This window comes from Moorena sp. SIO3A2 (genome assembly GCF_010672265.1).
Classification (GTDB): Bacteria; Cyanobacteriota; Cyanobacteriia; order Cyanobacteriales; family Coleofasciculaceae; genus Moorena; species Moorena producens.
On record NZ_JAAHHC010000001.1, the window covers coordinates 636,332 to 661,946 of the forward strand.

A 25,615-nucleotide genomic window follows, 5' to 3' on the forward strand; every position below is an offset into this window, starting at 1 on the left:
GAAGTTTGAAGTATGAAACGCCATACTTTAGACTTCATACTTTTTCCAAACGACTGGGTTCAACCATGGATTTAAAACGAGTTGCGAAAGATACAGCCAAGGTGCTGGCTAGCTATATGACCTATCAAGCACTGCGGACAGTGGTAAACCAGTTAAGAGAAACCGACCCTCCCCGAGCGCTTTGGCTACAGTCTTTTTCCTCACAACAAAGTATCCAAGATGGAGACGTTTATCTTGAGGAATTACTGCGGGCTAAACCTGAATTTGCGTTGCGGATTATGACTGTGCGGCAACATATAGCGGAGGAAGTGGCCGAGTTCTTGCCTGAAATGGTTTGCACCACTATTCGGCAGTCGAATATAGAACATCGGCGTCGGCATCTTGAGCGCATCACGCAATTCACTATTCCAGATAACCCGACTAATTCTGAGCAGCAAACTGATTCGGATAACTAATTGGTTCAACCGAAGACGTGACCTGGTATCCCCCAAATTTCATACCTATACTTCAACAGAGAATCAAACAGAGCATCAAAATCTATGAAAACATTACCAAAAGAGCGTCGTTACGAAACCCTTTCCTACTTACCTCCCCTGAGTGACACTCAGATTATGCGGCAAGTGGAGTACATCTTAGCGGAAGGTTACATTCCCGCGATCGAGTTCAACGAAAGCTCTGAACCAGAGCAGTACTACTGGACATTATGGAAACTGCCTTTGTTCAAGGCTACCTCACCTAAAGATGTGCTAGCGGAAGTGGATGAGTGTCGCTCTGAATACCGCGACTGCTATATCCGGGTTGTGGGTTTTGATAACGTTAAGCAGTGCCAAGTTCTCAGCTTCATCATTCACAAGCCTAATGACGGTGTTAGCCGCAGCCGTTGGTAACCGCAGCTTTTACTACTAAAGTCTAAGGCATTCATACTTGGATGAAATGCTATTATTAGCCCCCCAAGCGAGGGATTGCTCGCTTGGGGGGCTGTGTCATTCTTGACCCTAAAATTTAGGGGTGAGGGAGCCAAAGCCCGTTCTGGTTTAGATGCATTTGCCCTAGTTTTTATCCCATTCTTCCAAAGCAGCAATAACAAAACTGGATGCGGGATGATTGAGGAGTTGTGCCAAAGCTTGAATGCTTCCTGCTTTTAAGGCATTAACTATCTTATCGGACAGTTTTGGGTTGCTTTCAATATGTTCTATGGCTTTAGTTGCAATGTTCAACTTTCCAGTAATTGTCTGGGTGGAATATGACTTTTCTAGCTGTTCTAGAAGTTGTTGAATCTCGCTTGCAGCTTCAGCAAGATTCCTTTTCTGTTCTGAATTATATGTATTATTATAAATATTTCCTTTGACATTACCTGACAATATAGGGCTATTATTATTAGTCCCAGTAAATTTAATCGATTTATCTGCCACCTTTAAGCTCCTTAATCCATTGAATAGATTGACAATAATCAGAGTTTGATAATTTTTAAACCCAGTTCACAATATCCCCCTCAATATCGCCTGAGACCACAGGAGAACCAATATTTCTTTCAATTTCTATTGATTTATCAGACATATCCAAAGTTTCAAAGTTAAAAGTAATAGCTTTGGGTTCATTGCTATTCATCACATCAGACAAAGTCCAAATAACTTTTTTAATAAATTCCTTATCCCTACTTACTAAAATTTTGTTTATGCCATTATTTGTATAAATAGTCATCCCATATTTGTTTATTTTTTTAGTTATAGTTTTCTTAGAGTCATAAATTAACCAAGCTCCAATAGCTATAACTACAATTATGTTTGAAAAAAATCCATACAATACAGTAGCCAAAGCTATTATCATTATAATAAATAAAACAATAGAAAGCTTGTTCATTGGCTGTTTATATGTAGCATTACTGCTCAAATCAACTAATCCGATACTTGTAATATTATGAATTTGGTAAACAACATTACCAAATATTAAACTTTTCCCTCTAATCTTTAAAAAAGATGTTTTAACTTCAGTTGGCTCACTAACGTCATCTGGCAAAAAATTACTCAACATACTTTTTTAATTGAACTCAAAATTATGGCTTGATAAAGATCACTGGCGTTGCTGGATTGAAGTTTTAAAGGGTGCATCTCATTAAAGCTGTTTGACCCGGTGGGTGGAACGGGCATCTTGGTGGAACGGGCATCTTGGTGGAACGGGCATCTTGCCCGTTATCAATATTTCCGGACGGACTGTTCTAACACTGGCTACCGAGAAAATGAGGGCGAACCCGTCTTATCACGCACCCTAAGCAACATTTAGGTGCGACTAGATCCTAGTATTTTTATAAAGCAACATTTAAGGTGTGCCAGTCCACTACGCAACTATGCACCTTTACAAAAGTGAGATGCACCAAGTTTTAAATGCCTACTAGAGCTGGAATTAATCTGATTTTTGGTTGATGTATGAATTGGAATTTATTTCTGAGTAAGGGTTTTATAATTTAGATGCATTTACCCTGTCAATAATTGGTGTACTTTGAAACGAGATTTGCACACTTCAACTACTATAACTATGGAGATTCTTTCTTAGTGGTTAACTCTATAGACTTCTATTTAGAGTTACCCATACCTATAATCAAGTTTTAGGATAATCCAACACCCTAGAGAGTTTCAAGCACCGTGTTTAACTTGACCACCTCAAACAGGAACATGTCACTTATGCAGAGCATTTGTACTAAAACTATAGCACCCTCATTAGTTTTAGCTTGCTCTGATCGTACATAGTTCATCTGTTCTAGAACTTTGACCTGCTCGCAACTTGATCGGAACTTGAAAGACACAGGGATTCTAGTATTTATAAGCCATAGGTTTTAGCTTTTGCTGTAATAAATTTCAATGAACACCTTTTATAGAATATCAAATCTAACCTTAGCTTGGCAGTACCCTTAAGGGTACTTTTTATGAGCTGATCCTATGATATGATGAAGTATTTGTCTTACTGGTGCAGAAAACTCCTGAAAGTATTACTAAGAGAGACATCTCAGTAAAATAGAGCTGACAAGCAGGGGGGTGACATGGTATGACTCAAATTTCCCGTCAACCCCCTACTCGATAGTCAACTGTATACTAGACCTCTTGCAAAAGTATTTTTCTGATAGTGTTTACCTCAATTCTTGTCCACTGTTCCCTGTTCCCAGATCCGCTGTTCCCGACAACTGCCGCGAAGTCTACTCAACTGAGTCAATGGATTACCCCCAAGATAAACCCAGGGCTGTTTCATTCTCGATTGTTCGATTCGCTGAACCGATCGAAATGAAACAGCCCTGGGGGTGCTGGCATAATAAGAATGGCAATTAACAATCAAAAATTGCCCATTTTGTAGTGAGTAATAACGTAAGCATATGCGCTACGCGCACGCTGCGCGAACAGCCGTCAGCCGTCAGCCATTCGCGTTCGCGCAGCGTGGCCATAGGCCAAGCGTGGCCATAGGCCAAGGCTCACGCTACGCGAACAGCTTAAAATAAACCCAGCGTAGCGTGCGCCGATACGCAAACGGTCAAATTTAATAGTTCGAGATTAATGAGAATTGAAAGTCTGGGTAAAAGCTGATCAGGAGACGTAACTCAGCATTATTCGAATGCTTACCTGTTTTATTCTTAACGGTTTCCTCCTCAACCCTGCCCATAGCGCATCAGCTGATAGCTGATACGCGACACGCTGATAGCTGATAGCTTACCTAATTACTAATTCCCAGCTTCACAGGACTTAATCAGTTTATTGAAATCTTCAGGAGGTTCCGCACCACCAGTAATTTCCAGACCAATACTTAGAAACTCTTCATAGGGGTATTTTTCTTGAATTTTATCAATGGTACACTGACAAAAAGCCTGAGCCTCTGAGCCCTTAGTCCCAACACATTGCCCCATGTAAAAATTGACAAACTCTGGTGTATAGCCAATCTCAGAGTTTTGGAGGATAGTCTCAGCCTCTTCAGGGATAGTCAAGGGTTTTTGAGGAATAGTCTCAGCTTCTTCAGAAATAGTTCCAGGTTTTTGGAGGATAGTCTCAGGTTCTTGGGAATAACCCACGGTTGGGCTGACGAGAGCAAACAAACAGGCACTGATAATTGATAGCTGGTATCGTTTGATGTTCATGCTTTTTAACCTCTACAGAAATTAGCCCATTCGGACTATTTTAACAATTGCACACTATTAGGTTTCCCATCTTTTCTCTGAAAGAAACATTAGGCAAAAGGCTTGCAGGGAACATGCAAAACGGAACCATGTCACCTTTGTACATGTCACCTTTGTAATTATGTATATAGATCCCCCCTAACCCCCCTTAACAAGGGGGGAATTAGATTCAAAATTTACCCTTACTAAGGGAGATTGAGATTCAAAAGTCCCCCTTACTAAGGGGGATTTAGGGGGTTCTGAATCAGGGATTAACAAAACTGACATGCTCCCAGACAAAACAGATAATCAACAATTAACTGTTAGCAATTTCCAAAGGAATAAAAGACTAGCCAAGAAACACAATACCAGTTTTTAGCTTGTAGGGTAGGTCTAGATTAGATTATCTCAGTTGCTAGTTATCAGTGAGTAATTATCAAAAATTACCTCAAAATCCCTTCCACACACCAAATAGTAGTATTCCTAGATACTCAATTTTCGATTATTGGTATCAAAAGCTAAAAGTTATCAGGATAACGTAAGCTATCAGCTATCAGCGTGTCGCGTATCAGCTATCAGCCATTCGCGTAGCGTGGCCAACGGCCAAGGCCAACGGCTGAATGCTTACCTTTCAGCTTTTGAATAAAATAAGCTGACGGCTGACCGCTGACTGCTGAATGCTCACGGAATAACTAGCAACTTTCTTGAGATTACTTCGCCCACCCCACTTTAATTGGTATTTTTTTTAGATGCAAGTCCCTAATTACTACCAATAATCATCCCGACCAGTAGCACAAAGCCAATCCAGACATTTTGGCGAAAAATATCTCCATAGACAGATGTGGGATGATTGGGCTTTCGTAGTCTAGTATAGTGCCAAATCCAGACTACTGTCGCTATCACTAGCGCTAACCAAAAGCCCAGTTGGAGATCCACCACAACTCCCAGGCCAGCAAGCAAGCTAGCACTACCAGCAAAGAACACACCTACGGCATCAGCAGCATACTTACCGAAAAACAAGGCACTAGAGCGCACCCCAATCCTCTGGTCATCCTCCCGGTCTGGCATGGCATAGACTGTGTCAAATCCCAATGCCCAAAGTACCGTTGCTCCCCAGAGTAACCAGGTAGCTGGTTCTAGAGTAGTAGTAATGGCACTCCAACTAATCAGTACAGCAAAACCCCAAGCAATGGCCATAACCAGTTGCGGTACAGGAAACACTCGCTTGGCAGATGGGTAAAACACAATTACTGGTACAGCGGCCACGCAAAGCCCAAAGGTGAAAGCATTAAGATACAGGGCAATCACCCCAGCGCAGACCATAGCAACTAAGGCAACTACTACACCAACTTTGACCGATAGGGCTTTGGATGCCAAAGGGCGTGAGCGAGTTCGCGCCACTTGGGAATCAATATTGTGATCCCAAACGTCATTAATTACACAGCCAGCAGCACTGGTGGCTAAGGTTCCAAGAATAATCACGCTAACCAGGGGAATCGGTGGTTTCCCTTGGGCTGCTAAAAAAACTGCCCACAGTGCTGGCACCATTAAAATCAATCGTCCAGTTGGCTTGTCCCATCGCAACAGTCGCATAATGGCTAGCCAGGTGGGTATGGGATTGGGGTTTGGCTGGGTAAGCATAGCAGGAATGGTGACTCGTTTGTTGGTAATTTTGTTTGTAGGTAATTTTCCGGATTGTTTCCTCGAATCAGAGGAATTTCACAATAGGAGATAGTGCCTATTTTTTGTTAGTCTCCTTAAAGATATCGTTATTGATAGGTTTCGGGTTGATATCTGTAAGCAGGATACATCAATATGGTTAACTCACTGACCCAAGACATTTTCCTACATGTTTCCACTCCTGACAAAGAGCAAGAGCGCATTATTGCTGCCATCGATATTGGTACCAATTCCATTCACATGGTGGTAGTGCGAATTGATCCCAAACTCCCGGCATTCACGATTATTGGTAAAGAAAAGGACACGGTCAGGTTAGGAAATTGCAACCCCCGGACCGGTGAGTTGACCCCCGAAGCCATGAACAGAGCGATCGCAACTCTACAACGCTGCAAGGAACTGGCAGCCAGCCTCAATGCTGAAAACATCGTTGCTGTAGCAACCAGTGCTGTGCGGGAAGCTCGGAATGGCCAGGCTTTTTTACAGCAGGTATATACAGAATTGGGTTTATTGGTCAACCTAATTTCTGGTCAGGAGGAAGCACGACGCATCTACCTAGGTGTGTTGTCGGCTATGGAATTCAACAACCAGCCCCATATCATTATTGATATTGGCGGTGGTTCAACGGAATTGATCCTCGGGGATAGTCACAACCCCCGTTCCCTAAGTAGCACAAAAATAGGAGCCGTTCGTCTTACAAAGGAGTTTGTAACTACAGACCCCATCAGCCAAAGTGAGTTTCTCTATTTGCAAGCCTATATCAGGGGAATGTTAGAGCGAGCTGTTGACGACATCCAGGGTAACTTGAAACTCAGTGAACAGCCTCGTTTAGTGGGGACATCTGGCACTATTGAGACCCTAGCCAAGATGCACGCCTATGAACATCTGGGTATGTTACCTAATCCCCTAACGGGTTATGAGCTGACTCGTCAAGATTTGGAAAAAATGCTCAAGCGCTTAGCTGCTATGAGTTTGGCTGAACGCTCAACCCTGCCAGAGATGTCCGAGAGGCGTTCAGAAATTATTGTTGCTGGCGCAATCATTTTATTAGAAGCCATGAAGCTTCTGGGAATGGAGTCGATCATAATTTGTGGACGATCACTCCGGGAAGGCTTAATCGTTGACTGGATGCTTACCCATGGATTGATTGAAGACCGGCTACGCTACCAAGATGAGGTCAGGGAAAGGAGTGTAATCGCAGTGGCCGGGAAATATCAGGTCAACCTGGATTATAGTCAGCGGGTGGCTAACTTTGCCCTGAGCTTATTTGACCAAACCCAAGGAAAACTCCACAATTGGGGAACACAGGCACGGGAATTACTTTGGGCAGCAGCAGTTTTACACAACTGTGGCGTGTATATTAGTCATTCGTCCCACCACAAGCATTCTTATTACTTAATTCGCAATGCTGAACTGTTGGGGTTTCTGGAGCCAGAAATTGAAATCATTGCTAATCTGGCCCGTTACCATCGCAAGAGCCCTCCGAAGAAAAAGCATGAGAATTACAATAATCTGGCCAATCAAGAGCATCGGCTGTTGGTGAGTCAGCTCAGTGCTTTGTTACGGTTAGCTGTTGCTTTAGACCGTAGACATATTGGAGCAATTCGGCATGTTAAGTCGGATTATCGCTCCGATGATAAGGCACTTTATCTAGATCTAGTTCCCGCTTTGACCAATGATGATTGTGCTTTGGAACTGTGGAATTTGGATTATAAAAAATCGGTATTTGAAGAGGAATTTGGAGTTAAAGTGGTTGCGAGGTTAGCATCCAAGAGTAGTCAGCATTATTAAGCTATTAGCTCTCAGCCATTGAGACATTATCAATACATTATCAATAGGGTAAGCATTCAGCTATCAGCCTTGGCCTTGGCCTTTGGGTGATAGCTGAATGCTTACAACGCTATAATACCAATTGATATATAATAACAGACGTAATAACTAAATCCAATATAACTGTGTCCAAAAACTCATGTACTCGCATTCTTGATTGCTTGTATATCAGCACCTATAAAAATACCTTACCAATGCGTGTTGACATCTGGAACCAACTGAAATTGTCAACAGACCGCTTGCAATCTCTTCACGCCTGTGGCCAGGATATCTCCACCTTAAAGGAAAAAATTGCAGCTGGGTTCAAAATTCTCGAACCCATCGAACTCTACTGGAAATTTCCAGGGATAAATGCATTTCGACGATTGCAGCAGCACTTTGAGCGCCAGGAATATTCCCGACTTTCCTGGGAAGTGACTCAAATTATACGTTTGATGTCTAGCCGTGCTGAACTGTATGCCCAAGCATACATGGATCAGATTTTTGCAAGCGAACAGAAAGATGGACAGCAAATTATATCGGTCGATAAGTACAATCAAAACTCTAATCAACTCGATTTTACCGTCTTATTTGTCGAAGACGACATGACACCGGAAAAAGAAAAAGAATTACGCCAAAAACTGGCAGAAATAGCCTCGAAAACAGACAATTTTATTTATCAGCTCATCGTCATTTCTAACTTTGAGGATGCCCTAACAGCTTTGATGTTGAATCACAGCATTCAATGCTGTGTTATCGGCTACGACTTTCCCCTGCGTTCAAACAACTGTTTGTCACTGCTCGAAACATACATGAGTGGGTTAGAACAAGCTGAATTAGCTGGGGAATATTACCAACCGAGAGGTCTTACTTTAGGTGCGATTATACATAAGTTACGTCCAGAGTTGGATTTATACTTGTTGAGCGATGTATCCGTGGTTGATGTGGATGCTGATACGAATCAGAATTTCCGCCGCGTTTTCTACAATCAGGAAGACTATCTTGAAGTACACTTAAGTATTATTCAAGGCATCGAAAAACGTTACGAAACCCCTTTCTTCGATGCCTTAAGAAATTACAGCAAAGAACCCACAGGGGTATTTCATGCCATGCCCATTTCCCGGGGAAATTCCATCTTTAAGTCTGATTGGATTCAGGATATGGGAGAGTTCTACGGTCAAAATCTATTTTTAGCAGAAACTTCAGCAACCAGTGGAGGATTAGACTCATTACTACATCCTACTGGTCCCCTAAAGGAGGCTCAAAATTTAGCAGCGAAAAGCTTTGGTTCTAGGCAAACTTTTTTCGTGACTAATGGGACTTCAACTGCCAATAAAATTGTTTTGCAAGCAATTGTAAGCCCAGGTGATATTGTCTTGGTTGACCAGAATTGCCACAAATCTCACCATTACGGCATCGTCTTAGTAGGTGCTCAACCCCTTTACCTCAATGCCTATTCCCTCAAAGAATATAGTATCTATGGTGCTGTGCCTTTAAAGGAAATCAAGCAACAATTGCTCAAGTTCAAGCGGGAGGGGCAATTGGAGCAGGTGAAGATGCTGTTACTCACAAACTGTACCTTTGATGGCATTGTTTACAACGTTAAGGGAGTCATGGAAGAAATACTGGCAATCAAGCCAGATCTGGTTTTCCTCTGGGACGAAGCCTGGTTTGCCTTTGCTGGTTGCACCTCAACCTATCGAGAACGTACAGCAATGCAAGCTGCCACTGACCTTCATACTCGCTATCACAGTCCCCAATACCGAAAGGAGTATGCAGCCTTTAAGGAACAATTTGATCGGCTTGACCCAGAGGATGATGACACCTGGCTGAACCAGCACCTCTTACCCGATCCAGATCAAGTCAAGATTCGGGTGTACTCAACCCAATCAACACATAAATCTCTGTCTGGCATGCGTCAATCATCCATGATTCACATCTGGGACGAGGAGTTCAACCGTAGGTCGGAAATTGATTTTCTAGAGGCTTACATGACCCACACCACCACCTCCCCCAATTACCAAATTCTGGCTTCTCTGGATTTAGCGCGGCGACAAGTTGATTTGGAAGGCTTCAAATTGGTTCATTCCCAGATTGATATGGCAATGATAGTGCGGGAGAAGGTTAACACTCATCCATTGCTAGGAAAATACTTCAAGATACTTACTCCTGAAGAGTTGATTCCGGAAACCTATCGCCCATCAGGTCTGAAAAGTTACCAAACTCAGGAAGATCCAGAAGTAGAGTTCCAGTGTATCGAGCAAGCCTGGGAGGATGATGAATTTGTTCTCGACCCCACGCGGCTGACTTTGTACATTGGCAAGACAGGCATCGATGGCTATACTTTCCAAAATTCTGTACTGATGGAACAGTTTAATATTCAGGTTAACAAGGTTTCCCTCAATACGGTTTTATTAATGACTAATATCGGGACAACCTGGGGTTCGGTAACATATTTGCTTGATTGCCTGCATAAAATTGCTGAGGGGTTGGAGCAGGAATTGTGCCAATACAATCAAGTGGAAATCAAATTATTTGAAAACAAGCTGCAACAGCTAACACTGAATTTGCCTTCTTTGCCTCATTTCAGCGAGTTTTACTCCGGCTTCCGTTCTCACCCGGCAACTGGGCAAGGGAACCTACGGAGCGCCTACTTCCTGGGTTTGGACGAAGAAAAAATAGAATACCTGAAGCTAGACAATGAAATAGATGAGATAATGGCGTCTGGGCGAGAACTGGTTTCATCTACATTCATTATTCCTACCCCACCGGGTTGCCCGATTTTAGTTCCTGGTCAAGTTGTAACTGGGGCGATAGTCTTCCTAATGAAGCAGCTTGCTCCTGATGCCATTCACGGTTATCGACCTGACTTTGGATTGCCCGTGTTTGCTCAATATGTTTTGGACAGTCTCAATAAAACTACAGAATCTGCAATGACTAAAACAACAGCCTTCACTCATTTAGCTATAGCTGTTACGAACCTTAATGCCAGTATTGCTTTCTACGCTAAGTATGGTCAGATGTCAGTAGTGCGCTTGCGCGTAGAACCAGGTACAGTTTGGATGTCCGACAACATTAGACCCTTTGCCCTAGCTCTACTTGAGGAAGAAGAGGCCAAGCCGATCTTGCCCCCGAGTCATATTGGTATTGCTTGTGTCAGTTGCGAACAAGTGGATCAGCTCTGCAAACTTGCTCGCAAAGAGGGTTGTTTACTTGACGGACCTAAGGATTATGGTCCTCCAACTGGTTACGCAGCCTATCTAAGGGATCCTGATGGACACCATGTAGAAATTTCCTACGGTCAAGAGGCCGCTTTTGACATCCTCCCATCGTTAAATCAAAGATTATAACGTTCGCGTAGCGGCTCCAAAGGAGCTGGGATTCCTAAACCTCACGATTTGGTTTGGTGCTTCAATGCAACAGCCTCCACCCTAAGCGGGGTTTTATGGTCTTACGTTCGCGACCCAGACTATCCCCGCAAGTCCTGCGGTTCTCATGTGTCGAGTTTCAAGAAAAGTCTTGATGTAATGCATGATTCGAGGGTTGGCCTTCCATTGCCCTGTCATCTTTTCCCTAGAGACGAAACCTTAGGATAGTGGAGTCTTAATTAATAAATTTTTACCCTTCTCTGCATAACCTGCCAACCATAAAGACTCCACTATCCTTACGGTAACTTCAAAGTCTACCGATTTTGCTGCGCCGCCAGTTTACTGGACTTCGCTCGTATAGGCGCATCTGTTTCCAATCGGCAAAGCCGACGCTACGCGAACGTCTCGGGTGGGTCATTGACCACCCTCAATAAGCGCACATCTATCGTTAAAGACGCAATTCCTCTCTCGCTAACCCTACGGGTATAACGAGAGAGGAATTGCTCTTAAGGATGAGTCTAGATATACTCCGATACTTTTTAGCTACCAAAATCTACCAAAGGCAAATTCTGGCTCGCCAATGCAAGATGCTTTCACATCCAGGGGGTATCTCCCAAAGCTCTGACGGAATATCCCGCGAGCGCCATAAAAATGTCAACCCCAAAGTTGGTTCCACCGGGATAGAGAGCGCAACTATTAAACCCTTGGTTTTCGGCTTTAATTTAAGTTACATAATAATCCCTGTCGGTGTTACCCTAATTTAATTATAACAAATAATAAGAGTTTTTGCTGAGGGGGTGACATGAGCCCCAAAAAGCTTACTATATAAGGCTTTGATGCCAATGGTATCATGGAAGATACAGTCGGAAATTAACCCTCAATTCATTTTCTGGAAGCTCAAACCCTTATAACTACGTCCAATGTTTGCCCAAAACAGAATGTATATTTTTGTGAATTATCGGCTGAAATTTTTACCCAGTAAGGATTTCAGCTTGCATGTCACCCCCCCAGGAGTTTTTGGTAGACTCTGCGACATTTTCTCTAGCTGTTTACTAACCCTATACCGAGCTAGCTTAAGCAGCCACTTATATCATGTCCGGTTGAATACTTACACGCTTGCCCGAATCGAAGGCAGAGGGCAGAAGGCAGAAGGTAGAAGTAAAGGAGTAAGGTTTAATCGGTAATGGTGTTTTATCACTAATTATCCGGACATGATATTACAAAATATCATATTCCATCTTACCTTAAATCTAAGTGGTAATAGCTGAATGCTTATAAAAAGATTGACAGGTCAAGTCTTCCACTAGAAAGTTTACTGTCAATCTTTATGAATTTTATTTACACCGCTGGGGTTTGACGAAATCGTGTAAGCATTCAGCTATCAGCGTGTCGCGTATCAGCTAATGAGCTAAATCTCAGCGTCGAAGCCTGTGCCACGCACGCTAGGCGAACAGCTTTTGAAAAAAACAGGTAAGCATTGGAATAATGCTGAGTTACTTGGACTTTTAGCTGACGGCTGACGGCTGAGTGCTGAATGCTTACGAAATCGTTAGCCATAAAAATCCGCTGATCAAACCAGCAATTTATCGACTAACTGAACTAGGCTATTAACCCCAACACTAATTGAGATTAACTTTAAAGACTTTTTGCTTTTCTGATTCTGCTTTGGGCAAACTCAGGCTCAAGATGCCGTTATTGTAATCAGCTTTAACCTGATCGTGTTGAACCCGTGTTGGTAAGGGAATCACCCGCTGAAAGTTACCATAACGGAATTCTGAACGTGTCATCCCATTTTCTTCAGTACTAGTTTCAGACCGACGCTCACCACTAATAGACACGGCTTGCTCTGTCACCTGAATATCGAGATCTTTAGAATCTATCCCAGGAATCTCAAGCTTTAATTCCAGGGTTTCTGCTGTCTCCTGCAGTTCCGCCGCTGGCATAAAACTTGTTCCCTTCAGACCACGATCTTCAAATGGGGTGAATTCATCAAATAGCCGATTCATTTCCCGTTGTAAGTTAGTGAATTCTCGGAAAGGGTCCCAACGAATAAGTGCCATAATCGTTTGCCTCCGTCTAGTGACATATCCTTACGGTTTAGATCCACTTTTTTCACCCATACTGAGGATTGTTAACGGTTAGCGAAACGTCACCGCTTGGATGATTTGATTTAACCTGTTATCAATCTATCAACCCCGAAAAGGTCTTTGAGTTCGGTTCCCTTCCTAAACCACTAGGCTAATTCCCGTACAGATATAAATAATAGATAATTTGAATCTCAACCATATCCCCAATACCTCAGGGGAGTTTGAACAAATTTGAGTACGATTGTCCTTAGTTATCATTCAGGTTGTGGTAGCGGGCGCAGGCGTAGAGATCAAATAATGCTCCAACTAGGCTACAGGTAAAGGCAATCACTAATACTCCCTGAATGGGGGATCCACTACCAAAAATAGTCAGAAATTTCAATAGCTCAGTTGTGGCAGTAAGACCAAACCCTGTTAAGCCCGGAATGTATCCTATTATACCAAAACCGGCCAGTAAACCAATAACTAGTGCCACTGGAGCCATAAAGCTCAGAAGGATTGTTATTACCAAAGAACGGAGAAAGTTTGGCAAAATGCTCATAAAATTTAACCACATAAGCAGGTGAGTTAAAAGCCAGAGCCAAAGTATGACTTGGCACTTTCTACCTTAGGCGAAATCCCTGTCGATAACCGAAAATGTCAAAAATCTTAAATTTTCATTAAAAATCTTGGTAAAGGTCTGTGAATCTGGATCATAAAGCCGGGTTGTTGGTGGCTTGTTAAGGGCTACCGGTAGTCGGTTAAATTGATCGGCCTCAAGGTCCCTGGCTTGATATATCAGTGATTTCGGCTCAGTGACAGGGGACTTCCAACCCTAAAAGACCCTACCCAATTCCTGAGAAGCTGTGGATCAAAAGTTATCATTCCTGTTAAGATTCTTCGTTGATTGCGGACAGGTTAACTCGTCCCAGGACTCAAGTACGTGGGATGAGCTAGTACGTAACTCCCTTTCTTAATAACAAATCACTAATGACTAACGGCGATCGAATCAGTTACCAATTCCCAGACAACTTCATATGGGGAGTAGCCACCGCTTCCTATCAGATTGAAGGAGCAGTAAGTGAAGGAGGACGCAAACCTAGTGTGTGGGATACCTTCAGTGGTACCCCTGGAAAAATACTTAACGGTGATACCGGTGCTGTCGCTTGTGACCACTACCATCGCTACAAAGAAGATATAGAGCTGATGGTCAAACTAGGGATCAAGGATTATCGCTTTAGCATTGCTTGGCCTCGGATTATTCCTGACGGGCGTGGCAAAGTCAATCAGGAAGGGGTTGATTTCTATAAGCGCTTGGTGGATTGCTTGTTAGATCATGGCATTACTCCCCATGCCACTCTATTTCATTGGGACTCTCCCCAAGCCCTAGAAGACAAATACAAGTCTTGGCTTTCTCGCCAGATGGCGTTTGACTTTGCGGATTATGTTACCGCTGTGGTCACTCAATTAGGCGATCGCATTACCAATTGGATGACCATTAATGAGATCATGTGTTTTACTCACTTAGGCTATGGGGTTGACCAGGACCCGATCCATGCTCCCGGTAGGCGTGTTAAATCCATCAAACAGGTATGGCAAACCTCTCATCATGCCCTTTTAGCTCATGGTTTGGGCTGTCAAGCCATCCGTAGTGCTTCCCGGGTTCCCTGTTCTATCGCCTTTGTGGATAACTTGTCCGTCACGGTGCCAATCAATGAGTCACCGTACCATGTGGCAGCAGCAAAAAAGGCCTTCCCTTTATGTGGGCAAAATGGCGGTATCATTATCCCTGCTCTGACTGGTGCTTATAGTCCTGAATTACTGGAAGTGTTAGGAGACAATGCACCAGACATCGGACCATGTGACCTACAAATCATTCATCAGCCTCTGGATGGGATTTGTCTTAATATTTACACTGGTACCTATGTCCGGGCTGCTGACAATCCACAGGGGTACGAGTTCCTTGGTATGCCCAAAGGCTACCCTCGCATGCATCTGCCTTGGCTGAATATCCTACCAGATTCCCTTTATTGGGGGGTTCGTCATGTCAGTGAAACCCTGGGGCGTTCAGATTTGCCGATGTTTATCACTGAGAATGGCTGTGCAGCACAGGATGAATTGACTGCTAAGGGTGAGGTGATTGATACGGACAGGATTCTGTACCTCCGAGAGTACTTTAAAGCAGCCCATCGCGCTGTTAGTGAAGGGTATCCTCTTAATGGTTATTTCCTCTGGAGTCTGATGGATAACTTTGAGTGGTATTGGGGATATGATCGGCGCTTTGGGATTACTTATATTGATTACCCAACCCAACAGCGTATTCCTAAGGCGAGTTTTGAGTGGTATTCCGAGTGTATTCACAATAATCGGGTGGTTTGATCATTAATCCCAAAAACCCGATAAAACCCTATCGGTATAGTGTTCATCCGTTAGTGTAACCCTAGGGAGAGGGTAATGGGGGAAGTACTGGTAGCGATCGCGAAGCGTGACCATTCGCGTAGCGTGGCCAATAGGCCAAGGTCAATCGCATTTGATCTGGTAGCGATCGCTATTTTTGTTTGCCTATTTTTGTTTTCTATTAACAGAATATTAGAATTTTGTCAAGATTTATTTAATATAAGTTTTACTTATTTACATTATTTAATAACCTGACGGCAAATTACTCCGAAAACCCTTTACAAAACTTAGTATATTGCTTAATATATATACATGAAGGCACAAACAAGCCGGACGAACCTCGATAACTTCATATTCATACCCGCAATCATAAGAACATGACTACTGTATTACAACAGAGCAACACCTCTGTGTGGTCTCAGTTCTGCAATTGGGTCACCTCCACCAACAACCGCCTCTATGTAGGCTGGTTTGGTGTATTAATGATCCCAACCCTGCTAGCTGCTACCACCTGCTTCATCATCGCTTTCATCGCTGCTCCTCCTGTGGACATCGATGGTATCCGCGAGCCCGTTGCTGGTTCCTTGATGTACGGAAACAACATCATCTCTGGTGCTGTTGTTCCTTCTTCTAACGCCATTGGCCTACACTTCTACCCGATCTGGGAAGCTGCTTCTTTAGATGAGTGGCTTTACAACGGTGGTCCTTACCAGCTGGTAGTGTTCCACTTCCTAATTGGTGTATTCGCCTACATGGGTCGTGAGTGGGAACTAAGCTACCGCTTAGGTATGCGTCCTTGGATCTGCGTCGCTTACAGCGCACCCGTTGCAGCTGCTAGCGCCGTATTCTTGATCTACCCAATTGGACAAGGTTCTTTCTCCGATGGAATGCCTCTAGGTATCAGCGGAACCTTCAACTTCATGTTCGTGTTCCAAGCTGAGCACAACATCCTAATGCACCCGTTCCACATGCTAGGTGTAGCTGGTGTATTCGGTGGTTCTTTGTTCTCTGCAATGCACGGTTCTTTGGTAACCTCCTCCTTAGTACGTGAGACCACCGAAACTGAGTCTCAGAACTATGGTTACAAGTTCGGTCAAGAGGAAGAAACTTACAACATCGTGGCAGCTCACGGCTACTTCGGTCGTTTAATCTTCCAATACGCTTCCTTCAACAACAGCCGTTCCTTGCACTTCTTCTTGGGTGCATGGCCTGTAATCGGCATCTGGTTTACTGCACTGGGCATCAGCACCATGGCATTTAACCTCAACGGTTTCAACTTCAACCAGAGCATCATTGACTCACAAGGTCACGTGATCAACACCTGGGCTGACGTACTAAACCGTGCCAACCTAGGTTTCGAGGTAATGCACGAGCGTAACGCTCACAACTTCCCTCTAGACCTAGCTGCGGCTGAAGCTACTCCCGTAGCTTTGACTGCTCCAGCAATCAACGGTTAATTTCAACTTGGCTTAATCTACTTGATTAGAAAAAAGCGCTCTCCAGATGGGGAGCGCTTTTTTTGTTTAATTATTCCAATCTAGCGGGAAATGATATTAACTACTCTTTGGTATCTTTTCCCCTAGGCTTTACCCATTAACAGAGGGGTCTCTCTATTAACAAGATGGATCGACGGGATAGGTGGTGTTATTGCCTCCCCATTGATGAAGGTGTGTGCAATAAATACTCTCAGGTACGATTTCTCCAGGATTTGGATTTTGCCCGCACCAAGCTTGAGCTTCACCAGATGGATAGGTAGTGTTCGAGAGCGCATACTTGTGTAAGTGGGTACAGAATGTAGCTTGGATAAGATCGAAATCACCGCCTGAGCATTCAGGGATGGGATATGTTGTATTGTTTCCTGTAAATTGGTGCAGATGGTTACAGTAACGATTCATGCTCACCTCCGCTGAAGCACTAGAGACAGAAATGGTCAATGTGCATACCAAGAGCAGAGCGCTCAAAACGATGGCTTTCAGGCCGGTGATTGCCCAATTTTTTAAGATAGTCATCTTCGGTTTCCTGTACTTTTATTTCGTGACATTGAGAGTGTCTTGATCCACCAGAGGGTGTTTACTGCCAGAATCCTTTTCCTGGGCTGCTGTCTTCACCTGGATGGGCAGCACTTGGGGAGCTGCCGTCGGAGGGCTTGGCTCTAGGCATGATACCGAGCATGGGGCTACTTCCTCCTCAAGGGTGACGCCCCTCCTCAAGGGTGACGCCCCTGCTCAAGGGTGACGCCAGACGGCCAATCTGCATCCTCACTGATGGGAAACAAAAGCCATGAGTGTAGCGCCACCAGGATTGTCAGACAAATTGCTCAACCAAGGATAGGGAAATTAGGCATTATCAGACCTCTTGAGTTGCGATCACTATTGAAAGATCCTCTGAAAATCTGTCTTCAAAAGACTTTTCATGATCATTAACTCCAAAAATTGACAAATAACTAGCATCTCGAACCCATAGCAGCCTGTTAAAAAAAACTGCTGTCGGGTGTAATGTAACCCTTATTTAGGCTTACAAAATTAAATATACTACAGATTTTTAGGTAGTCAAGATTTTTTTACCGAGAACGAAAATTCCTTATCGTCCTAGAAATTTGTATCAGAATTTACAATTGACAAACAGTTCAAAACATGTGTTGGTGAAGAGCGATGGCATGGAGCGTTTGGTGTCTATCCTTGGCTAGGCTTGAGATCCACAGGCAATCCCAACAGGGCGAAAGGGAGAAGTTTGTATAGCGTTTATAAATAGGTCATGAACAATCTTACGGATTTTTAAGCACACCAAAAAATCCTCCAAACTCTTTCCTACTGCTCATAAGAGCCTGCTCCGAAGTCCCTTTTCCCATCAATCCTATGTTCACAACTCAAATATAAACGCTATATCAGAGTTTACAGATTGACAAATAAGTCAAACTATGTTTTGGTCAGGGGTGATGGGATAGACCCTTTGGGGTGAGGGGTGTGGGGTCTTAGGTTTAAATAAAATAAGCTGACAGCTGTTCGCGTAGCGTGAGCCAAAGGCTCACGGCTGACAGCTGAATGCTTACGTTGCTTTTCAGAAAACTTAATATAAAATTGTCGATAACTTTATAGAAAATTTAAATTTTTCTGTGGTTACTCGGTTTACTATCAACAGAAAAATACTATTAAGTCCGATAAGCATCGATATATAGCAATTTTACGAGTCATGAGGTACACAGAATTTTTTACCTACTCCCTACTCCCTACTCCCTACTCCCTACTCCCTATTCTCAAGGACCAATGACTAATGACAACTGAAACCCTTGTCATCGTAACCAGTATTGCACCAGGAAATGTTAAGAAGCAACAAGCCGCTATTAATAGCTGGCTTACTCTAGGATTTGAGGTTGTTTCTTTAAATATTATAGAAGAGATTGAGAAACTCCAGCCTTTATATCAAGACATTAAATTTCACAGAGTATTTCGAGATGGACGAGAGCATTATGGTAAGCCTTATGTTTACATTGATGACCTCTTATCCTATTTGCGTGAGTACGGTAGCAAAATCTGTGGAATTGTTAACGCAGATATTATCTTAAAAGCTGATCAAGATTTTACAGAATTTATTCGAGAGCAGACTCAAGACTCTATTCTGCTCGCTTCACGAGTCGATATTGATACTGCTGAATCAATCAACGGTGAGATTTACGATGTTGGGGTTGATGTGTTCTTTTTTGAAAAAGAACTGCTGGAAAAATTTCCATCCTCTGACTTTTGCCTTGGTATTCCCTTTTGGGATTTCTGGGTACCAGTGATTGCTTGGCAACAGGGGTTAACCATAAAAGACTTAGTCTCTCCCGTTGCTTATCATGTCAAGCACTCTACCAACTATAGCTACGAAATCTGGCAAAAATCTGCCCTTAAATTTACAAAAATATTTGCCCCAGCTCGCTATAAATCCTATCAGAAAAAAGCTGATATAAATAAAGTAGATTATGACCTAATTGGTCACATGGATAATTATATCGTTAACCAATTTTTGACAATTTATCAAAACAGTAAGCAACCGATTATCTACAAACCCCGATTACCTGATGCTCAGAATCCAGTCTATAGCCATACCAATACTAAAAATCACGATTATAATTCCTTAGTTTGGTTAGCATGGAGCTCTTATCATGCTGGTAATTTTACCACTATGGCTGAGCAGTTAAAAAACTCCCTAACCATTACCCCTTACCAACCAACAGAAACAATTTCTGATTGGATAGAGCAATTTACTACATTTTCAGCTGCTCATAATTCTCCATTCAATTCTTATGCATTCAGTAACCTAACGGAATGGCAATATCTAATACGATCTACTCTGCTTAATCGACCATTTAGTACCTATCAATGGCAACCAAAAGTATCGATAATCACATCAGTATTTAAAGGGGATAAGTATATTGAACCCTTCCTTAAGGATATTACCCAGCAGACTGTTTTTGCTGAATGTGAATTAATATTGGTTAATCCCAATTCTCCTGGAAATGAAGAGCCTGTGATTAAAAAGTATATGACCAGGTATCAGAATATTATCTATATAAAATTGGATGAAGACCCAGGGCTTTATGAAGTTTGGAACATGAGCATTAGATTAGCCCGTGGTCACTATATTACAAACGCTAATCTCGATGACCGCAGAGCGCCCAGACATATCGAAGAACATATGAGAGCCTTGGATGAGCATCCTGATGTGGACGTGGTTTGCGCTCCTCTGAAAGTTACGATGCAACCCAATGAAACCTGGGATAATAATACCGCTCATGCAGTCTGGTATGTGGGATTTCCGGAGTATTTTGGAACTGAAGACTTTTTTCAAGAAAAGTGGTGGGCTGAAGGGGAGGAAAAAGGTAAGATCGGCTCCCAAAATCTTCCCCATTGTATGCCGGTATGGCGGAAGAGTGTCCATGAAAAAAATGGCTATTTCGATGAAATTGAGTATGGCGCGAGTGCTGATTGGGAATTTTGGTTACGTTGTTCAACCAATGGTTCTAAATTCATGCTATTGAGGGAACCTTTAGGAATTTACCTAGAAGACCCTCAATCCTATAACAGGCGGTTTGAGTCAACGGTTGATTTTGAGAAAAAAATTCTACAGGAGTATTATGTACCGCTAACTGAGGAATCCAATGGTAACGGAAGCCTTGATGTCTCCGAAACTGAAGAGCAGGATTCAGGGTTTGAAGACTCTGGGGATTATCCGAAAAAACTCGATCTTGCTTCTGCTTTACAGTATCATTACGGGGAGCATCGCTCTGGATGGTCTTATGCGATGAATAGCTTGAAAGCCTTACACAATGATGCTGGAATCTTGGTGGATGGCTTCATAGAAAAGAAATTCGCCTGGGGTTCGGATCCTGGAGATTGTAACAACACCCCAACTGCTTATACAGAGCCTTGGATTGGATTCATCCATTGCCCTCCCTATGTCCCTAAATGGTTTCAAGAACACCTGTCACCTCAGGCAATATTTGCAAGTCAGTTGTGGCAAGAAAGTATTAAGTATTGTCAAGGTCTATTTTGTTTGTCTGAAGACTCTCGTCGATGGCTCCAAAAGCAGCTAGATGTGCCAATTGTTAGCGTTATCCATCCTACGGAAACCCCAGATGTTATCTTTTCGATGGATAAGTTTTTGTCAAATCCTGAGCCAACTATTATCCAAATTGGGATTTGGTTGCGGAAGATGCACTCTATCTACTATTTACCGGTAAAAAACTACAAAAAGATGGTGTTACGTAAACCCTATTCCGGGGAGATGTTACACACTGAAAAACAAGTATTTAATTTACAGCCCAATTACAGTTATGTGCAGATAGTTGATTATTTGCCCAATGATGAGTATGATGAAGTCTTGTCAAAGAATATTGCTTATTTGGAGTTGTATGACACCAGTGCCAATAACGCGATCATTGAGTGCATCGTCAGAAATACCCCGGTTTTAGTCAATCCGCTGCCAGCTGTAAAAGAGTATTTGGGCCAAGACTATCCCCTTTACTTCCAGTCTAGACAAGAAGCAGCGGCCAAAGCTGATGATTTTGCTTTAATTGAGGAAACCCACCACTACCTGAAGCAGCACCCGATTAAAGAAAAGCTGACCAGCAATTATTTTTTAAAATCCATTGTTAAATCGGAAATCTATAAACAGTTATCATGAGAATATCCCACAAGCATAAGTTTGTATTCCTCAGCAAACCTAAGTGTGCTAGTACTAGTATTCGCAAGGCATTGGATCCTTACACCGATATTTCCAGTACGGATAAGAAGCGACATTACCATCACCATGTGCCAGCATCTGTGTTAAAGCAGCATTTTGACCGTATGGGTTGGAACTGGAACAGCTACTTCAAGTTTATCAGTATCCGAAACCCTTGGGATATGCTGGTTTCTCTGTACTTCTATGCCAAGCCAGATCACCGAGGTATTTATTGGTGGGAAACAGCAAGAGCAATCCGTGTATCCGAAGACATTATCGAAAAATACCCCTATAACCCAAACACCAGGATGCCATTCAAGCAGTGGATTAAGACAGGAAAATCCTGGGACTTGAAGCAGCAAATATATCTTGATGATTTGTCTACCTATACCCTTCCTTACTATGTTTTTGATGATCAGAATAATTTCCTAGTGGATTATGTTATCCGTGTTGAACACTTAGAGGAAGACTTAGATTTTGTTTCGTCAAAGCTAGGACTACAGCTAGATTCTTTGAAGATAAATACCAGCAAGCACGACCACTATAGTCAGTATTATGATAGTGAGTCCAAAGCAATAGTCTCGAAGCTGTTTGAGTATGATATCAATTACGGAAAGTATTCTTTTTAAACTAGGTAATAGGTAATAGGTAATAGGTAATAGGTAATAGGTAATAGGTAATAGGTAATAGGTAATAGGGGGATAACCAACAGGGGTATAGGGTTTGACGGTTTGTTTTATAACTGAATAATATCCAATTTATAGCGTTGTTCAGACTTATGAGATAAAGTCAATTTTATTACCCCTACTCCCTACTCGTAAGCATTCAGCTATCAGCCATTGGCCTACGGCCACGCTACTTGAGGTGCTTTTGAATAAAATAGGCTGACCGCTGACTGCTGAATGCTGAATGCTGAATGCTTATCCCTACTCCCTACTCCCTACTCCCTACTCCCTAAAACCCAGAACTTTTTACCTGAAATTAATAACTGCTATAAAATGAGACTATCACACAAGCATAAATTCCTATTCATTGGCAAGCCTAGGTCTGGTGATACTATGATTAGACAAGCACTAGATCCTTACAGTGATAGTGTTAGTACAGATAAAGGACGACACAACCATCCCCATGTGCCAGCATCTATCTTGAAACAGTATTTTAAACGCATGGGTTGGGACTGGAATAGCTACTTCAAATTCACTTCTGTTAGAAATCCCTGGGATATGCTGGTCTCTGTATACTCCTTTGGAAATCCTGATCAAAATGGCTTCTACTTTTGGGAGAAACAACAGTATAATCCCAACAAAAAAATGCCATTTACAGAGTGGATCACTAAGGGAAAATCATGGGACATCAAGGCAGGGAAGCATTTAACTGATTTGTCTGCTTACTCACTGTCTTACTCGGCACTAGATGATGATAACACGTTTCTTGTGGATTATGTTATCCGTTTTGAAAATCTAGAATCAGACTTAACTTTCTTGGAGTCTATGCTAGGACTAAAGCTGAATTGTCCTAAGATAGAGCAACACAAACGGGATGATTACACTAATTATTATAATCAGGAGTCTATAGATAGAGTTGCTAATTTATTTTGGTATGACATTAAGTATGGAAATTATAAGTTTGGGATGGCGTAGGCGTAGGGTGGGTTAGGGGCGGCCAGGATTTTGAGGGATTACCAATCAATTTGTATCCGCACCGTAACCCACCATCTTCGATGTTTTGTACCAGATGCTGTAATTGCTGTTCTGGTTTGGATTGATCAGCAGCGCGATCGCATTATCTAGATAGGGAGTAGGGTGGGCAGTGCTTACCTTCGAGATTTTCAGCTTTTAAATTGGTATTATGCACTGCCCACCTGAGGATTCTTTTAATTACGTTCCTGTCGGTGGGCAGTGCCTATAAAAGCTACTCTAAGCTTTGTAATTGCTCGTAAGCACTGCCCACCCTACGATTCATTTTATCTAGGATTAATTTTATCAAAAATATACACGAATAAAAACGATTTTATATTCCAAAACTATCCACAATTATCAACCTAGCCACGGTCTCCATTATCTCAATATTTCGTAATAAAAAAAAATCTAAACCCCTTGACAACTTTATTAATTTATTGATATATTAATAATGTCAGCAAAATTAATGAATAACTGGTCATGACGAAAAATCTTCCGCCTAACTCCGATGAAAATCAGAACCCTGAAAACCCTGGTCGGAAACCTAAGAAAGTCAAGCACATCTTGATCGGTTCTCCTGAACAAGTTCGGCATACTATTTATGCCATTTATGCTCTTAAATACGCCTATCCCGACGAGTGGAGCACTCCCGAACCTACCGAAAACCCTGGTGAGGTTATGACCACCTTGATTCGATATTTCTACGTAGACTAGGATAGGGTTTTGCCAGGGTTTGACGCCCTGGCGACCAGGAATTGTGGAGGTTATTTTTAAGCTATCAGCGTGTCGCGTATCAGCTATCAACCATTCGCGTAGCGTGGCCAACGGCCAAGGCCAATGGCTGACCACTGACCACTGACCACTGACCACTGACCACTGACCACTGACGAATGTATTAGTTGATCAGTAGTTATTCAGATTTGAGTTCAGTTAAGCTGTAATTGTTGACGTTTACACAATAGAATTCGGTCAAGGATTGGGGTTAACCAAAACTTGACCGATTTTTTTTATTGCTATAGTTAAGGTAATTATTAATTTGGTAAGTTACTTTCGTTCCGGGTTTTAGGGAACGCGCACCGTAGGGATTAGGGAGTCCCAGCGGTGAAGAATTCAAAATTCTTGAGAGCAACCGTGAGTTAGTGGATGCAGAGTTATTGCAGGTAATGGCACAAGTAGCAGAACAACTGAGAGCAGAGGGCAAGCAAAACCGTGCTGAGGTTTTACTGGGTCTGAGGAGTGAGCTGTTAGAAATCCTGGGAATCTCAGAAACCCCTAGCTCAGCTAATCCCTCATGCCAAGACTATCTGCAATTCTTGACAGAGGTATTGCTGGCAACTGACAACAGCGATAGCAACCCCAAAGTAGTCTACCCACTGTTGGGAGCCAACCTAGACAAACTGGATGATAACTTTATTGATATCCTGCAAACCTGGGCAAGTGCTAAATTTTCAGAAGCTCAAGCAGAATACATCGCTAAAGTTATTTGGGAATTTAGCAATCTGATCCAGCAGTTTCCTCTAGGCAATAAAGCCAATAACATCGAAATCGCCATTGCTGGTTACAAACAGGTGCTAAAGGTCTTTACCCGTGAGAGTAAGCGGGAAAGTTGGGCAGCGATTCAAACCAACCTGGGGGAAGCCTACAGAAACAGAATCCGTGGCGACAGGGCTGAGAATCTTGAAATTGCCATTACCCAATACCAACGAGCATTGTCAGTTTACACCAAATCAGATTTCCCTATCTATTGGGCAATGACTCAAATCAACCTAGGCGATGCCTACAGAAACAGAATCCACGACCACAGGGCTGAGAATCTGGAAAAAGCTATTGCCCGATACCAACTAGCCTCGTCAGTTTACACTCAATCAGACTTCCCCATTGAGTGGGCACAGACTCAAACTAACCTGGGCAATGCCTACAGTGACAGAATCCGTGGGGACAGGGCAGAGAATCTTGAACTTGCCATTGAAGCATTCCAACGAGCTTTGTCAGTTTACACCCAAGAAGACTTCCCCATGGAGTGGGTACAGACTCAAACTAACCTGGGCAATGCCTACAGTGACAGAATCCGTGGGGACAGGGCTAAAAATCTAGAACTTGCTATTGAAGCATTCCAACAAGCTTCGTCCGTTCGCACCACACAAGACTTTCCCATGGCTTGGGCAATGACTCAAAGCAACCCTCAAAACAACCTTGGTCTGCCCATAATGACAGAATCCGTGGTGATAGGCAAGAGAATCTGAAAAAAGCGATTGTTGCATACCAACTAGCGTTAATGCTTACTAT

General features: G+C 42.8%; 20 protein-coding genes. 12 read left to right on the top strand and 8 right to left on the bottom strand.

Annotated features, from left to right (window positions below):
- The first annotated feature begins 65 nt into the window (after positions 1-65).
- Together rcbX and F6K64_RS02785 are read left to right on the top strand one after the other, a co-directional pair.
- On the top strand, positions 66-455 hold the full coding sequence (rcbX, locus tag F6K64_RS02780) for a RuBisCO chaperone RbcX (protein ID WP_071106153.1): 390 nt from the start codon (positions 66-68) through the stop codon (positions 453-455).
- An 84-nt stretch (positions 456-539) separates the two neighbouring features.
- Positions 540-887, top strand: coding sequence for a ribulose bisphosphate carboxylase small subunit (locus tag F6K64_RS02785; protein WP_071106154.1), 348 nt, complete (start codon positions 540-542; stop codon positions 885-887).
- Between the two features lie 162 nt (positions 888-1,049).
- Here F6K64_RS02785 and F6K64_RS02790 read toward each other — a convergent pair whose 3' ends face one another.
- Positions 1,050-1,412 (bottom strand): hypothetical protein, encoded by a 363-nt coding sequence (locus F6K64_RS02790; protein ID WP_071106155.1) that lies wholly within the window; start codon positions 1,410-1,412, stop codon positions 1,050-1,052.
- Positions 1,413-1,467: 55 nt separating this feature from the next.
- Entirely contained in the window at positions 1,468-2,031 is a 564-nt protein-coding gene (locus tag F6K64_RS02795) for a DUF6232 family protein (RefSeq protein WP_071106156.1), read from the bottom strand.
- Between the two features lie 99 nt (positions 2,032-2,130).
- On the opposite strand from F6K64_RS02795, the gene F6K64_RS02800 reads away from it, so the two are divergent.
- A complete protein-coding gene (locus F6K64_RS02800; protein ID WP_158026681.1) occupies positions 2,131-2,280 on the top strand; it encodes a hypothetical protein in 150 nt (49 codons plus the stop codon).
- Positions 2,281-3,703: 1,423 nt separating this feature from the next.
- Here the strand turns inward: F6K64_RS02800 and F6K64_RS02805 are convergent.
- On the bottom strand, positions 3,704-4,114 hold the full coding sequence (locus tag F6K64_RS02805; protein ID WP_008183555.1) for a hypothetical protein: 411 nt from the start codon (positions 4,112-4,114) through the stop codon (positions 3,704-3,706).
- A 777-nt stretch (positions 4,115-4,891) separates the two neighbouring features.
- Positions 4,892-5,773 carry a 4-hydroxybenzoate solanesyltransferase gene (locus tag F6K64_RS02810; RefSeq protein WP_008183556.1) on the bottom strand — a complete coding sequence of 294 codons (882 nt, stop codon included), beginning with the start codon at positions 5,771-5,773 and terminating at the stop codon, positions 4,892-4,894.
- Positions 5,774-5,947: 174 nt separating this feature from the next.
- Here F6K64_RS02810 and F6K64_RS02815 point away from each other — a divergent pair, with 174 nt between their 5' ends.
- A complete protein-coding gene (locus tag F6K64_RS02815; protein ID WP_287264780.1) occupies positions 5,948-7,600 on the top strand; it encodes a Ppx/GppA phosphatase family protein in 1,653 nt (550 codons plus the stop codon).
- Between the two features lie 164 nt (positions 7,601-7,764).
- On the top strand, positions 7,765-10,968 hold the full coding sequence (locus F6K64_RS02820) for an aminotransferase class I/II-fold pyridoxal phosphate-dependent enzyme (protein ID WP_161603156.1): 3,204 nt from the start codon (positions 7,765-7,767) through the stop codon (positions 10,966-10,968).
- 1,637 nt (positions 10,969-12,605) lie between these two features.
- Here the strand turns inward: F6K64_RS02820 and F6K64_RS02825 are convergent.
- Together F6K64_RS02825 and F6K64_RS02830 are read right to left on the bottom strand one after the other, a co-directional pair.
- Positions 12,606-13,046 (bottom strand): Hsp20/alpha crystallin family protein, encoded by a 441-nt coding sequence (locus F6K64_RS02825; protein ID WP_008183559.1) that lies wholly within the window; start codon positions 13,044-13,046, stop codon positions 12,606-12,608.
- 274 nt (positions 13,047-13,320) lie between these two features.
- Positions 13,321-13,557: a hypothetical protein gene (locus F6K64_RS02830; protein WP_287264781.1), complete on the bottom strand. Its 237-nt coding sequence runs from the start codon at positions 13,555-13,557 to the stop codon at positions 13,321-13,323.
- 485 nt (positions 13,558-14,042) lie between these two features.
- On the opposite strand from F6K64_RS02830, the gene F6K64_RS02835 reads away from it, so the two are divergent.
- Positions 14,043-15,431: a GH1 family beta-glucosidase gene (locus F6K64_RS02835; RefSeq protein ID WP_008183561.1), complete on the top strand. Its 1,389-nt coding sequence runs from the start codon at positions 14,043-14,045 to the stop codon at positions 15,429-15,431.
- 395 nt (positions 15,432-15,826) lie between these two features.
- The gene (gene psbA, locus F6K64_RS02840; protein ID WP_070393396.1) at positions 15,827-16,906 is read left to right on the top strand and encodes a photosystem II q(b) protein; all 1,080 of its coding nucleotides are present in this window, start codon (positions 15,827-15,829) and stop codon (positions 16,904-16,906) included.
- 156 nt (positions 16,907-17,062) lie between these two features.
- On the opposite strand, the gene F6K64_RS02845 is transcribed toward psbA, so the two are convergent.
- Positions 17,063-17,458, bottom strand: coding sequence for a hypothetical protein (locus F6K64_RS02845; protein WP_287264783.1), 396 nt, complete (start codon positions 17,456-17,458; stop codon positions 17,063-17,065).
- A gap of 18 nt (positions 17,459-17,476) precedes the next feature.
- On the bottom strand, positions 17,477-17,659 hold the full coding sequence (locus F6K64_RS02850) for a hypothetical protein (RefSeq protein WP_287264784.1): 183 nt from the start codon (positions 17,657-17,659) through the stop codon (positions 17,477-17,479).
- A gap of 1,060 nt (positions 17,660-18,719) precedes the next feature.
- On the opposite strand from F6K64_RS02850, the gene F6K64_RS02855 reads away from it, so the two are divergent.
- The 5 genes from F6K64_RS02855 (at position 18,720) to F6K64_RS02875 (ending at position 25,572) form a co-directional block, all read left to right on the top strand.
- A complete protein-coding gene (locus F6K64_RS02855; RefSeq protein WP_287264786.1) occupies positions 18,720-21,611 on the top strand; it encodes a glycosyltransferase in 2,892 nt (963 codons plus the stop codon).
- Positions 21,608-22,279 carry a sulfotransferase family 2 domain-containing protein gene (locus tag F6K64_RS02860; RefSeq protein ID WP_008181859.1) on the top strand — a complete coding sequence of 224 codons (672 nt, stop codon included), beginning with the start codon at positions 21,608-21,610 and terminating at the stop codon, positions 22,277-22,279. The genes F6K64_RS02855 and F6K64_RS02860 overlap by 4 nt, the downstream gene beginning before the upstream one ends.
- A gap of 273 nt (positions 22,280-22,552) precedes the next feature.
- The gene (locus F6K64_RS02865; RefSeq protein ID WP_287262876.1) at positions 22,553-23,290 is read left to right on the top strand and encodes a sulfotransferase family 2 domain-containing protein; all 738 of its coding nucleotides are present in this window, start codon (positions 22,553-22,555) and stop codon (positions 23,288-23,290) included.
- Positions 23,291-23,809: 519 nt separating this feature from the next.
- Positions 23,810-24,043 carry a hypothetical protein gene (locus tag F6K64_RS02870; RefSeq protein ID WP_071986844.1) on the top strand — a complete coding sequence of 78 codons (234 nt, stop codon included), beginning with the start codon at positions 23,810-23,812 and terminating at the stop codon, positions 24,041-24,043.
- Positions 24,044-24,468: 425 nt separating this feature from the next.
- Positions 24,469-25,572 carry a tetratricopeptide repeat protein gene (locus F6K64_RS02875; RefSeq protein ID WP_287264788.1) on the top strand — a complete coding sequence of 368 codons (1,104 nt, stop codon included), beginning with the start codon at positions 24,469-24,471 and terminating at the stop codon, positions 25,570-25,572.
- Positions 25,573-25,615 lie beyond the last annotated feature (43 nt).

What these genes read in the sequence shown, in the direction of transcription:
- F6K64_RS02825 (WP_008183559.1), bottom strand. Translation starts at nt 13,046, where the DNA reads ATGGCACTTATTCGTTGGGACCCTTTCCGAGAATTCACTAACTTACAA.
- rcbX (WP_071106153.1), top strand. Translation starts at nt 66, where the DNA reads ATGGATTTAAAACGAGTTGCGAAAGATACAGCCAAGGTGCTGGCTAGC.
- F6K64_RS02810 (WP_008183556.1), bottom strand. Translation starts at nt 5,773, where the DNA reads ATGCTTACCCAGCCAAACCCCAATCCCATACCCACCTGGCTAGCCATT.
- F6K64_RS02795 (WP_071106156.1), bottom strand. Translation starts at nt 2,031, where the DNA reads ATGTTGAGTAATTTTTTGCCAGATGACGTTAGTGAGCCAACTGAAGTT.
- F6K64_RS02865 (WP_287262876.1), top strand. Translation starts at nt 22,553, where the DNA reads ATGCTGAATGCTGAATGCTTATCCCTACTCCCTACTCCCTACTCCCTA.
- F6K64_RS02855 (WP_287264786.1), top strand. Translation starts at nt 18,720, where the DNA reads ATGACAACTGAAACCCTTGTCATCGTAACCAGTATTGCACCAGGAAAT.
- F6K64_RS02805 (WP_008183555.1), bottom strand. Translation starts at nt 4,114, where the DNA reads ATGAACATCAAACGATACCAGCTATCAATTATCAGTGCCTGTTTGTTT.
- F6K64_RS02845 (WP_287264783.1), bottom strand. Translation starts at nt 17,458, where the DNA reads ATGACTATCTTAAAAAATTGGGCAATCACCGGCCTGAAAGCCATCGTT.
- F6K64_RS02830 (WP_287264781.1), bottom strand. Translation starts at nt 13,557, where the DNA reads ATGGCTCCAGTGGCACTAGTTATTGGTTTACTGGCCGGTTTTGGTATA.
- F6K64_RS02870 (WP_071986844.1), top strand. Translation starts at nt 23,810, where the DNA reads ATGACGAAAAATCTTCCGCCTAACTCCGATGAAAATCAGAACCCTGAA.
- F6K64_RS02860 (WP_008181859.1), top strand. Translation starts at nt 21,608, where the DNA reads ATGAGAATATCCCACAAGCATAAGTTTGTATTCCTCAGCAAACCTAAG.
- psbA (WP_070393396.1), top strand. Translation starts at nt 15,827, where the DNA reads ATGACTACTGTATTACAACAGAGCAACACCTCTGTGTGGTCTCAGTTC.
- F6K64_RS02785 (WP_071106154.1), top strand. Translation starts at nt 540, where the DNA reads ATGAAAACATTACCAAAAGAGCGTCGTTACGAAACCCTTTCCTACTTA.
- F6K64_RS02835 (WP_008183561.1), top strand. Translation starts at nt 14,043, where the DNA reads ATGACTAACGGCGATCGAATCAGTTACCAATTCCCAGACAACTTCATA.
- F6K64_RS02815 (WP_287264780.1), top strand. Translation starts at nt 5,948, where the DNA reads ATGGTTAACTCACTGACCCAAGACATTTTCCTACATGTTTCCACTCCT.